We start from the raw sequence: 11698 nt of genomic DNA on the forward strand, positions 1-11698 counted from the left end.
AGTGGCTACGCACCTGAAAGGGACAACAAGACTGTCAAAGTTGTATCCGGCGTTGTACTCGGCATCAGCCAAAAGATCGGTCAACAGAATCTCAACGTTCTGTAAAGATACAACGCCTGAAGGCATTCGCGGTAGGAACCATCGGTGGGTGACTTCAACAAGGTTGCGCCTGCCCTCTTCTCTTCGTGCGAGCGTCATTCGATTCTGGGGAATCCTGTCGGAAAAAAGAGAGCTCCACTCGACGGTAGTCAATATTGAATCCATTTGCTTTCCCGAATATCCTGCGGCGTACATGCCGGCAACAATCGATCCCATACTCGTTCCTGAGATATACGAAATCGGGATTCCCTCCTCCTCCAGAACCTCAATCACTCCGACGTGCGCTAGACCTAGTGCTGCCCCACCCGAAAGCGCAAGACCAATTGTCCATGGTTCGCGAAGCGTATCCTTTGCGATCTCTGATTGCCTATTTTTTTGTGGAGTCTCTGTCGCTGTTATGAGACTACTGACAATTATCAAAAAAAATAAAATCGATGCGCCCTTCATTCTTCATTATACACTGTAGTTATAACACTGCAAGAGTATCAGCTCCACAAAAATAAAAAAATATTTTTGTGGGGCACGTGACCTTTAGGTTTTTGATGTTTTTGTTAAGTTACCCAGGCTCCCAGATTTCCCGTAAGGTTCTTCTTTCGTGCAGATTAATCCTTATCAGATACGTACTCGGGTGCGAGTTCATGTTCTGGAGTTCTCTCCCCCTCAAAAACCCATCGGGTGGGTTTGCGGAGTACAGGCGGTCTGTAGGCGGGAGCGCGGTAGCGTATATCGGTATGCTTAGCTCGATGCAGGGGATGTATTATCGCTTTTTGCGGACAGAAGCTGACGCATCGCTCGCACATAAGGCAGCGGTTTCGGAACTGGGGCCATGTCAGGGAGCCGTAAATGTTAGCCTCGGGGCAAATCTTTTCGCAGAGGCCGCATGATGTGCAGTCTGGCGTAATCCTTAAGTTGCGGGAAGCAAGATAGCCGTCGAGAAGGTCAAAAGCCATGCCGGAAACCTGGGAAAGAGATATATAGAGCGGCGTGTTATGCTCAATCTCGCCTCGACCTGAAAGTATCTCCTCAACGAATCTCGGCGCCCGCGCCTTCATGCGTTCTATCTTTGAAATCGTCGATGGGTCGCGCGCGTCCTCCGGGCCGAAGTAAATGGTTTCATTATTAGCTGTTATAAAAGGTCTTGCAGCGATAACATTGTAGCCCAGACGCTTCAGATATCTTCCGGCAAGGGCCTCTGAACCGAGCGACTCATCCTGCATTGTTGAAAAGATGAAGGCCTTTTTTCCATTCACTTTAGGGAACTTTCTTAAAAACCTGCGAACATTTGAGGGAAAGCACCAGGCGTATATAGGAAAGCCCAGACCTACAATGCCGTATCGTGAGATGTCCAGTTGTGCAGAGGCCTGTTCAATAGCCTCTAGATTGGTTTCGACTCCTCTCCTTTCCATTTCCCGCGCTATCTCCTCGGCCATTAGCCATGTGTTGCCGGTGCCTGTGAAGTAGAATATCACGGTTCTATCAAAATCTTTCATGATGGATTTACTCTTAGGGAGAGATAAGAGAAAAATATGACCAGGATGAAAAAAAGTATATAGACTATGCCAATCCAGGGCCTCCAGATGATCCTGTGCACTTTGGCATTGTAGGTCTCTTCGATCTTATCCAGCTTAAAAAGCGCAGCATCCATAAGCCCCTTTTTCCCATAGGGCAGCATTGTCCAGATGTAGCCGAGTGCAAAAGGTATCATCGCTAAACCGGCGTAAAGTATGGTTCGAGCGTAAGTGCCTTTTAGCGGGCAGACGGAAGAACCGAATCGAAGCGTAAACGACTGAATGAGTAAAGCAATAAGGAGAAAAAAAAGAATGTCGACCGTTCTTGACCAGTATGCCTTAACTCCTTTTGCTTCCAGTTTGATAAGCTCCTCGTCACTGAGACCTATCTTGGAGTAACCTTTAAGTGTAATCCGCAGATTAAACAAGCCAAGGCAGAAGACGAAAACGATCAGTGCAGCACCCGGAATATACTCAATCAGCATGATATATTATACTAATCATTTCGAGTCGTTCAATACGTCGCCTTTCTAAGTAAAGGCGGTCTGAACCCTGGCGCTTTGTATTGAGGTCTCCACCTGCTGAAGAGGAAGTGAATTGAGTTTTGGGGACAAAGATTCAGGCATCGTTCGCAGAAAATGCAGCGCGTCCCGAATCGCGGCTTTCTTAGAGATTTCTTGATGTTACCGACCGGGCAGATTCGCTCGCACAGACCGCATCCATTACATCGTCTGTCGGCCTTTAGAAACCAGAAGGGGGTGGCAAAAGCGTGAAAAGGAACAAGCTTGCGGAACGCAAGACCGGTTATTGCAGCTGTAAGCTTCCATCCAGTGGTGTTTTTTATAGTCTCCGCCTTACCGTCAAGCAAATCGTCCACCCAGTCACTTAGATCATCAAGCATCTTATCCAGCGAAGATTTCGTTTCCGGGGCATCTGGAGCAACCGATCCGGTCAGTATTGCATCATTATTTGCAGCCACGAAAGGTTTTGCCCCAATCACCCTGTATCCTCTGTTCCGCAGCAGCAGGGCGGCAAGGGCCTCGGAGCCGAATGTGCCGCCGCCCATCGTGGCAAAAACGAACGCTTTTCTGCCTTTACCATGCGGAAGTTTTTTGATGAAACCATACACATACCCAGGTATGCTGAAAAGGAATATCGGATAACCTATTCCTATCATCGAATACGGGGCAAGGTCCACTTCGCCTCTTATCTTCTCGATTGACCTAAGATCGCATAGAATGTTATCTTTAAAAAGCCGAGACCTTATTCTTTCAGCGGCGAGCCAGGTGTTGCCTGTGGCTGAGAAGTACATCAGCAGCGCTTTTTTCATAAGGCTATTCCTTTGATTTTAATCCCTAGACTAATAAGCATATAAACTCTTTAATCCATTGCAACATTACCTAAGTCAAAAGGGAACTTGCGTTGAGCTAGCTTTGCGAGAGCTTGAAGAAGGAGCGGATGAGTCTTGTAACCTCAGAACCGCTTCTCGCCCTTATCTCGCCGTTTACGCCCCTTATCTCCATCCGGCTGCCCCATGTATCAAGAACAATGCAGCATGATGCAGGAACCTTGACATAAAATGCAACCTCCTGGGTCAAGTAAGTCAAAGGCTGCAGCATCCATCCAAGCGTACCTCCGGGTTCAAGCCTGACGTGAATCTTATCTCCATCCTGTGCTGTCTTCACAGTGTATAGGTCACCTTTTGGCAGTTCGGCTTCGAGAATGATCGATGAAGAGTCATGGGTCTCAATAACTACTCTCGCAGGACCTACTTCCATAGTAAGCCTAGGTTCTTGATAAACATGGAAGATCTTTACAAGTCTATCTTGAGCATTCGACGCGGAAACAATAATCAACACTGCAAGAAATAATTTCAGCTTCATCAATCCTCCAAGTTGGGCTGATAAGAACAAAGACGAGGACGCGAGTCAATATGTTTCCGATTCATTCTTGTGGGATACCCTCATCGTTAAGGTCGGAATCCTCCGTCTCGATAGCATCCAGTCCTTTCTCAATCTTTATTGAACCTGTACGTGAACGGAGTCTCAAAACGGTGTTCTTTTCACCTATCCCGGCTATCAAGTAATGCTCGCCCTTTCTCAAGTTCCCAGGTTCAGGACGTATAGACACTCCGCCCAGACTGGTCTCGGCGTCTATCTCGATGTCTTTTTGCTCATCAAGGGTTACATTTATCTGACCTACCGATGTGGTAAGATAGTTATCCTTGCCTTCGGTTATGGTTCCGGAAAAATCGATAGAGCCAACCTCGGACTGCACCTTGAAGCTGCCCTTGCTATCCACGATTTTAATCGAACCGGCATCCGTCTCAGCGTGAAAGCTGCCTCTGGAATCATAAATCCTTACAGAACCTGCAGATGTCTGAGCGTCGAGCGCGCCGTCAAGATTAAAAACCTGGACTGCACCGCTTGAGGCAGTCGCTCGAACATCCCCTTTAAGGCTGTCGGCAATAATCGAGCCTGCCGAGGTCGCAAGCGCAATATTGCCCTCAATTCCCTTGACGTCAATGCCGCCAGCGGAAGCCTTAATATCAAGATTTGATGCAGATGGTACTTCAATCCTTACTTTGACCTCTTTGTCGGCAACTACATCTATAGGATAAAGCAGCCAGCTTAAGACCTCGTCCTTGTGCTTTACCCTAATGCGAACCTCGTTTGCGTTCTGGGCGCTTGAAAGTGTGTAGCGTTCTCTTTTTGGAAGCTCTACATAAACAACAATTTGACCCGATGTTCCCGGTCTAACCTCCACGTTTCCCGCATCGACATCGAGAATAAGTTTAGGGTTTTCGCCGACCGCAAACTCTTTTTTTACTCTTTCGGACGCCTGAATGGTCGATATCGACGCAAATAATATAATGAAAAACAAGAACTTAGATTTCATGAATCCTCCATGGTTAGATAAGAAAGAAGACGAAACCCCTGTAAGTTTTGTTTCCTGAATTCATATTCTCTGTGGGGCAAGAGAATATTCAAGTCCAGGAGATTTTCCAGCGGCAGGCGGACGCTCCCTCGCCCGCGCACTCGACTTCCTTGACCTCGACCGACTTGCCTCCTGAAAAGCTTGTAAGTTCCCTGACTGCTCCAGTTGCCATAAGACAGTTGAGCTTGCCGTTGTAGAAGCCCGAAAGCACGATTTCGCAGCTCCTGCTCTCGAGTTTCTCGTAAGTAACGGTCCCCTGATCGACATGCTGGGACCACAGCTTAGTCGAGCGCTTTATGAGCTGGTCGGGTGTCGCAAAAAGCACGAGAAACCGCAGGATACCTTTCACGTCCTCACGTGTTTGAATGGCGCCTATCTCGAGTATTGCATTCTCGTCTTCGCCCGACATCGCGAAAACCACCTCCAGCAGCGCCTTTGTGTGCGATACCGGATACCAGCCGTGCGGAGTTGCATTCATATAAGTATCATTAATCGGTGCAGATATGCGGGAAAGCAGCTCCTTCTCGCCTTCTCTACCGAACCTACCCTGCACGAACTTGCGGATTGCTACAAAAGAAGAACCTCTTTCGAGAATATCTTTTTTTGCCATGTCTAATATTAACTGGGATGCAGAGATTGTCAATAAATGAAAGTTATTCTGCACTTAGAACCGCGAGCCGTCAATACTGAATTGCCGGAAAGATTGTCGATAAAAACGGTCCTCAATCAGTGGAAAAACCAGGTCAGGAATCATCTAAAGGTATTGGGTCAAGAATCACAGTCAGGATTCAAGATTCGTAGTCAGGAATCGCCTAACTCCTTCAAGTCAGGATTAAATGAGTCGAGTCAAAAATCGTATCAGGATTAAAGAAAAGCAGTCCAGAATCATGGTCAAAAGCTGGACAGAAGATGGACAAAAGATCCCCAAAAGCCCCCCCAAAAGATGGACAAAACGTGGACAAAAGATGTACAAATTAGCGGCTTCAATGAGTCAGAATTAATGGAATCAGCCCCGGTTTCGAGTTCATTTACGGGGTCCCCGCGAAGCTGCGCAGCAGATTTGTGGGGTAGAAAAACCACTCCAAAATAATACCCGATGTTTTATTTTGGGGACCCCGACGACTTTTATTAAAAGTCGTTCAGAAGTTTGCCTTCAAATTAAAGATGTAACGGCAAACTTCAAACCGTCCCCTGGACGGTCGGTCAGGATTCGAGGTCGGTGTTCAGGATTGAAGGAATGCGTCAGAAGCCTCCCTCTACCGTCGTTTCACTCCGACCTCTCCCGTGGGGGATTTTTTCCTCCTCCTTGATGGGAAGGGGGGAGGAGGTAGTCATTGCGAGTGTCGCTTCGAGCGACCGAAGCAATCGCCCAAATCAAAGCAGTCTTTTTCGCGCTTGACAAAAAGTTTGTTTCTGGTAGGGTATGGTGTGAAAGAGCGGCAAAGAGTATTTGAAGGTCTGGTGTGGCTGGGAATAGGCATAGTAGCAGGTGGATGAATAGCAATTCTTCTCGCAGGGGTTAATCCTACGCCGGACAATGCTCGATCTCTTTTAAGCGCTTTGCCACAGGTGCTTGGGACGGTTTTCGTTTTGACTGTAGCGATAATGCAAGCCGTAGGCGGTTCGGAGGGAATGCCTCTAAATAGGTTATTCAAACAGCCTGAATTCTGGACAGCCGCGGTTGTTTCATTGCTTGGAATCTCCGCACCTCTGGTGATTCTATACTCAGGAAAATTCTGTTGGAGCACAGCCGTATGCCTGGGTTGGGGTGTAGGAAATCTCCTTGTTATCGGCTGGTTCGTTTGGAGGGTCGGTTCTTTGCAAATCGTAACGAAGCAACTGGAACGCGAAAATTACCTAGAAAAACACTATGTCAGATATTGTTGTTGATTTTTAGTATGTTTTGTAGACCTAAAGGACTTCCAACTGAAATTCAAAAAGATCTCATTGAGCAATTTTCGGTAATAACAAATCTATTGGGAATCACTAGGCAGAGCTTTATTGCCGAATATGGAGTATGTCTCTCGGAATCAAAATACGCTTTTGCAGGCCACAATCCACAGTTTGAATGGGAGCAACTGCAAAAATTCAAGAAAAGTTTTTTATCTTCGTAGGGGCCGACTTTTAAGTCGGCCCGCAGTTCGGGCTAACCTGAAGGTCAGATCCTACGAAGAAAAGACAAGGGGCAAGCCCCTTGTCTCAAAATCTATAGATCACGCAAACGGTTATTGCATGTAGAACCCGAGAGTCAACGTCATGGTGTTCAGCCAGTTGTCGGTGAAGCCGTCGCCTCGGTCCGCGGGCGTCTCGTCCGTGCCACGCGCGCCGCCGCCAAGGTATCTCAGATTGACGAACCCGTCAAGCGATTCGTTGAGCCTGAATCCGTATCTGCCTGAGACGTCGAATATCGCTCCCATGAAGTCGTTGGCAGAACCAGTAATGTAGCGTCCGTCTGCATAAAAGCCGTCAGCCTCAGCGCCTAACCAGGCGCCGTTTTTGAAATGCTGCGCCCAGCGGAACTTGAATATAGGAACCGGACCTATGTTCTGCGTAGTCCTGAATAACGTGCCGTCTTTCGAGGCAAAGCTTATAGTCGCGTTGCGGATCTGCAGGCTTATGCCAGCGGCTAGCTCGTTTTGAGGATCCTTGTTGAAATCGAAAAGATAGCTGATGCGGTAGAAATCGAAGCCGTAGCGGAACTCCATGGGTGTTTCAGCCGGAAATAGCAAGCTGTCCACAACAAGATCCTCGCTCAAAAGATCCTCTGTCCTTACATCCAGCGGCTGGTAGAGGAATACAAGCCCGTGGCGCGGTCCTAGGTGCATCTCAGCGGTCAATCTGTTAAAGAACAGAAGATTCGCCTGGCCGCCGTCCTTAACGTAGTCGAATACGGTGCCGTTCGAGCCGAGCTGTATGCGGTGCGAGAGCACGCCCAGAAAACCTGTCTCGAAGCCAGCGCGGAACTGGTAAGGATTATCGGGGTTGTTGAGCCAGGTGGCGCTTGCCGGTCGCGGCGCAATCAAGATGCCCGCAATCAGCGCAATGAGTATGCAGAGTGTTTTTTTTGACTTTTTGATATTCATGCTTTTTCCTCCTCGGAAAGTTTTAAATATGATACAATTATAGTAGGAATTAAGCTGTCGTCAAGGTGAAAACTTTCCACTCCGCAAAAGCGCTCCGTATTTTGGATGGGCGCGACCTATTCCTTGTATCTATCCAGGGGCTTGTTCAGCTCCTCCGTACCGGGAATCACGAAGCGGCCCGAGCGAATAACGTCCACCTTTGTTCCGTCCGCAGAAACCGCGGTAATGAAATCGAGCGAATCGTAGGGCAGGGTTATATCCGTGTGCTTGTTCGTGTACGCCTTCTGGAAGTCCTGTTTCCTTAGTGCCGAGCGCTCGTTCTCCCTTGCGGCAATCTCTCTGCCGTCGGGATTGAATACGGCTCTGTCTTCCTCGTGCGAAAAGCAGGTATCTCCTATCGCGAAGTGTGGTCCCATCTTCTCGATAATCAGCACGGGCAGGAGGTGGGTTATCTTGTATTTTCGTGCGACTACGTACGCAAGGGTGTTTGTGCCTATTGCGAACTCGCCCACAGGAAGGGTATCGTGAGGGTCAAACAGATTCTCCTTCATGAATTTCATGTTCTCTTCCTCGGACTCAAAGTTGCGGCACGTGTAGCCGGTAACGTAGCCGTCCTTGAACGTCATCTCGAGATCGGCGTAGCGCAAACCCGAAAGAAACGCCTCCTCGACGTGAAGGACTCCCGATGTACCCTCAAGCTGAGGGGAGGTGAATACCTCGCCGACCGGTATGTTGATATCGGCGCCGCAGTTGGCGAAGTTCGTCTGTTTAGCCGGATCCGCTAGTCTCTGCATCTTTACCTTGATGTCTGTCCGGTTCGTGCCCTTGCCCTTCACGTGCACGTATTCGGCCCTGTCAAGGGCTTCGATAATCTTCTGCTGCATCCTCTGGTAGCGGGACGATTCTAGCATGTTTATCTCAAGAACATCCTCGAATATGCGCTCGAAATCTTCGCCTATCTGGGGTGCAGGAAACGCAATTATCGAAAAACTCGTTTCGGCCCTTGGCGAGTGCTGCTCCTGCAGCATGAGCATCTGTCCCTGCATTCGCTGGCGAAGCTTTTGCTGCTCGGCTGAGAGAACAAGATTCTCAGGCTTTACTTCCGGTTTGAATGGCGGTTCGCCGAACTTCTCAATGACTATAACGCCGGAGAAGGCGCTGAAGTCCGAGGCGCACAGTGAGAAAGCCTTTTTGTTCTTCTCAATGAAGGCATCGACCCACTCCGAGTCCATATACAAGGCTCGGTCGAAGCGGTGATCGTATGCGTACTGGCGGTTGGCAGGCGTCGAGGAGGGCGGCTCCAGAATCGAATCCAACCCTTGCCCGCGAAGGTCCTTGATAAGCTGCCTGACGAGCCGTTCCTGACCTGCGTTGAAAACTATCTTGACCGTCCGTTTCTTTGATACGTCCTTGCCCGCTAGTTTGAAGCCGTCCAGATAGGCTTGTACCATCAATCGGGACAAAGTCATTATCTTCTCTTCCGGATAAGAGGAGAAGAAGCGGCTGATTCGAACATCCTCATCCGATATGTATGAACCGTAGCGGTAGAGGTAGCAGGGGTCGTCCAGGTTCGCACACTCCACAATATCAGCGTAGAATCGAAAGCGCTTGCCCATCTGTTCCTTAAGTTCGCGCGCCATATCTTCGACCGTCTCTTCTCTCGCAGGGGCCGTTATCATCCGTCTGAGAGTTTCGTAGTCGGGCTTGTTCTTTGCGATGTATGCATAGACCTCAAGGAAGACGCGGTTGTAGCGCTCCATCTCGAATATCTTGTGCTGGGCGGAGTATGTTATGTACTGCCTGTATCTAATATAGAAATATGAAAGAAGCTGACCTAAGCCGTCGCCGAAAACCTTTACAGCGTATTGGGGATTGGCGTAGCTCCTCGAGTAATTTTCAGGCAGAAGCTCCTCGTAGTTCTTCCTCGACGTCTTTGCAAGCATGTCGGGTTTCGTTCCTGCAAAATAGCTCTCTCCCGCCTTCTTCTCGAACTTCGCGTAGCCGATAATGATCCTTGCTATCTTCGCAAGCAGCCTGTAGTACTTGTCCTTAGAGTCCTTTTTCCTGCGGGATTTAATCTTTTCGAGGACCTTCCCAATATCCACCAGACTCTTCTCGTAGCTCTTCATTGCCGCGTCGTTTTCGTTGCGGAAGTATTCTCTTGCGTCAAACATGCTGCCTCCTGACGTTTCAGAGCCTTTCCCTTGGCTGTATAAAAGGCTCACTAACGCAGTTAATTTTTCTCGGCAACCCTGCGATATCTTCATCCGACCGGCTAGTCGTGAAGGATTATACAAGGGGCATCAGATCTGTCAAGGGTTCTGCTTAGAGGATTGTTAAAGCGAGTCCGGTTTGACTATTCCGCATCGGCTCAGGAATTCGCCGAAGGTGATTCCCTTCCCGTACTGGATCTTCTGGTCGTCGTATCTGGGACCAAGCGAGTGCGCGCCGAGAAGTTCCCTGCCAGCCTCCGAGTACGCCACCAGCAAAGGCGTCAATCTCAGGTCGCCGAGCGCAATTGTTTTATCCGGAACGGCTTGGTTGCGGTTCACAAGAATCCTCTTTCCGGGGAGAAAAGGCAGAAAAAGCTTGAGTTCGTCGGGCTTCGGATAACACAATACAATAATCGGTTCCCAGTCCTTTCTTCCGTTAAGGACCTTAAGAGTCGTATCCAGCAAAAGGTCTGCCCTGAAGTCAGCAGGATGGACGAAGATGAACATGCTCTTTTTGTCCCAAGCGCAGAACCGCGCAAGGCTGTCAGGCTCAAAAGCGGAACTGCTGTAAACATGCGCAAATCTGCCCTCGCCTGCGTATAAAGAATCCTGCGCGACGTCCGATTCTGCGTAGCCGTACGGAACAATCGGCTTTCCGCACGTTCTGCAGCTGTCAAACGCAGGCGGTTCCTGGGTTTTTACCTGATTGTCATCGGAAGCCGCTTCAAAATCGAGCCGGAACTCCGATACCCTTAAGAACTCCCTTCCTGTTGAGTCGCGGACAAAAGTCAGGTGATATGGAAATCCAATCCCTGGTTCGCTTAGCTCGATTCTATCAAGAAAGCTCATGGCGTTGACGTTGTACACATCCAGAAAGCTTCGGCGCTTGACCACAAGAAGTGAGTCCTGGAATACGCCTTCTATCCATGCGTTTTCAAATGTCGATTGCCACTGCCTGAAATAGTTTTGGTCGGTGTACGAACGCTGCCTGTCGAGCGCGGGCGCGTCTTTTAAGTATTTATAGCCGGGGGGCGTGGTTCTTATCACGCTCTTCAGCTTGCCCTCAGGCGATATGAAAAAAACCTCAGGACCCAGGGCACTCGTAGCAATAAAGCCGTCCTTGTACGAGGAAACGGACAAGGACGCGTACTCGCCCTTGCCGCTTTTATTGATTTCTGCGATAACGGAGGCCGGGAAGAGATCCTTTATCATCGCCATCCTGTCGGGGTTCAGGGTGTCGAGTATCATAAGCTCCGGAACCCAGTAGCCGGGCAGGATTTCCTTCGAGCCTGCGAGCATTATTTTTTCCCCGCAAAAAGCCATGCAGTCGACGTCCGCCCCCTTGGGTAAGAAACGCCTGCCTAGAGGGCTGCCTTTGCGGTCAAAGCTCTCAATATATCTTCCGCATCCGAGTACGTACAGGATTGAATCGTCAACCATTTCATACTGGGTTGCGCCCACGTCCGTGGTATCTTCTAACTTAACACGGTGGAGGAGCCGCAAGTCGCTCGCGTAAAAGCAAAGCTCATGCGCTTTTGCGTATATGTATCCTTCTCCAAAGGGTATCCAGCTTCCAGGAAGACCCGGAATTACTGAATATATGACTGGCATCTCTACGTAAAGTACACGGGTTTTTTCAAGCCTGAGCATGCTGGCGCTGGCGAACCCTGCTGTCAAAAAAATGATAAGCAAGGCGGGAGTGATTCTCCCGCCTGTATATTTCAATTTTGTTTTATTCATCAAGGTACCGCTTCGGCACGGCCATGAGGATTGTTCCGTCGCCGTCGTTTACAATCGTTCCATCTACTTCTTTTGCGTGGAAGTAGTAGTAATTGTCATCCGTAAAGAACCATCCAAG

The 11698-nt window shown here is 49.1% G+C and carries 11 protein-coding genes; 1 reads left to right on the plus strand and 10 read right to left on the minus strand.

Annotated features, from left to right (window positions below):
- The 7 genes from GX441_11975 to GX441_12005 form a co-directional block, all read right to left on the minus strand.
- On the minus strand, window positions 1-546 hold a 546-nt coding region (locus GX441_11975), incomplete at its 3' end, for a hypothetical protein (GenBank protein ID NLI99357.1).
- Window positions 547-701: 155 nt separating this feature from the next.
- Window positions 702-1589: a hypothetical protein gene (locus tag GX441_11980; protein NLI99358.1), complete on the minus strand. Its 888-nt coding sequence runs from the start codon at window positions 1587-1589 to the stop codon at window positions 702-704.
- Window positions 1586-2092 (minus strand): hypothetical protein, encoded by a 507-nt coding sequence (locus GX441_11985; GenBank protein ID NLI99359.1) that lies wholly within the window; start codon window positions 2090-2092, stop codon window positions 1586-1588. Before GX441_11985 ends, GX441_11980 begins: the two co-directional genes overlap by 4 nt.
- Window positions 2093-2121: 29 nt before the next feature.
- Window positions 2122-2937: a 4Fe-4S binding protein gene (locus GX441_11990; protein ID NLI99360.1), complete on the minus strand. Its 816-nt coding sequence runs from the start codon at window positions 2935-2937 to the stop codon at window positions 2122-2124.
- Between the two features lie 97 nt (window positions 2938-3034).
- Entirely contained in the window at window positions 3035-3490 is a 456-nt protein-coding gene (locus GX441_11995) for a hypothetical protein (protein ID NLI99361.1), read from the minus strand.
- 61 nt (window positions 3491-3551) lie between these two features.
- A complete protein-coding gene (locus GX441_12000; protein ID NLI99362.1) occupies window positions 3552-4505 on the minus strand; it encodes a DUF4097 domain-containing protein in 954 nt (317 codons plus the stop codon).
- Between the two features lie 88 nt (window positions 4506-4593).
- Window positions 4594-5154, minus strand: coding sequence for a hypothetical protein (locus GX441_12005; GenBank protein NLI99363.1), 561 nt, complete (start codon window positions 5152-5154; stop codon window positions 4594-4596).
- Between the two features lie 980 nt (window positions 5155-6134).
- On the opposite strand from GX441_12005, the gene GX441_12010 reads away from it, so the two are divergent.
- Window positions 6135-6434, plus strand: a complete 300-nt coding sequence (locus GX441_12010) for a hypothetical protein (protein NLI99364.1) — start codon at window positions 6135-6137, stop codon at window positions 6432-6434.
- Window positions 6435-6769: 335 nt separating this feature from the next.
- Here GX441_12010 and GX441_12015 read toward each other — a convergent pair whose 3' ends face one another.
- From GX441_12015 to GX441_12025, 3 genes are all read right to left on the minus strand, one after another.
- On the minus strand, window positions 6770-7627 hold the full coding sequence (locus GX441_12015; protein NLI99365.1) for a hypothetical protein: 858 nt from the start codon (window positions 7625-7627) through the stop codon (window positions 6770-6772).
- Window positions 7628-7743: 116 nt separating this feature from the next.
- Entirely contained in the window at window positions 7744-9801 is a 2058-nt protein-coding gene (locus tag GX441_12020; protein NLI99366.1) for an aminopeptidase, read from the minus strand.
- A gap of 162 nt (window positions 9802-9963) precedes the next feature.
- The gene (locus GX441_12025) at window positions 9964-11580 is read right to left on the minus strand and encodes a hypothetical protein (GenBank protein ID NLI99367.1); all 1617 of its coding nucleotides are present in this window, start codon (window positions 11578-11580) and stop codon (window positions 9964-9966) included.
- Between the last annotated feature and the right edge of the window lie 118 nt (window positions 11581-11698).

The organism is bacterium (genome assembly GCA_012517375.1).
GTDB lineage: Bacteria > Hydrothermota > Tepidihabitantia > B3-TA06 > B3-TA06 > JAAYVC01.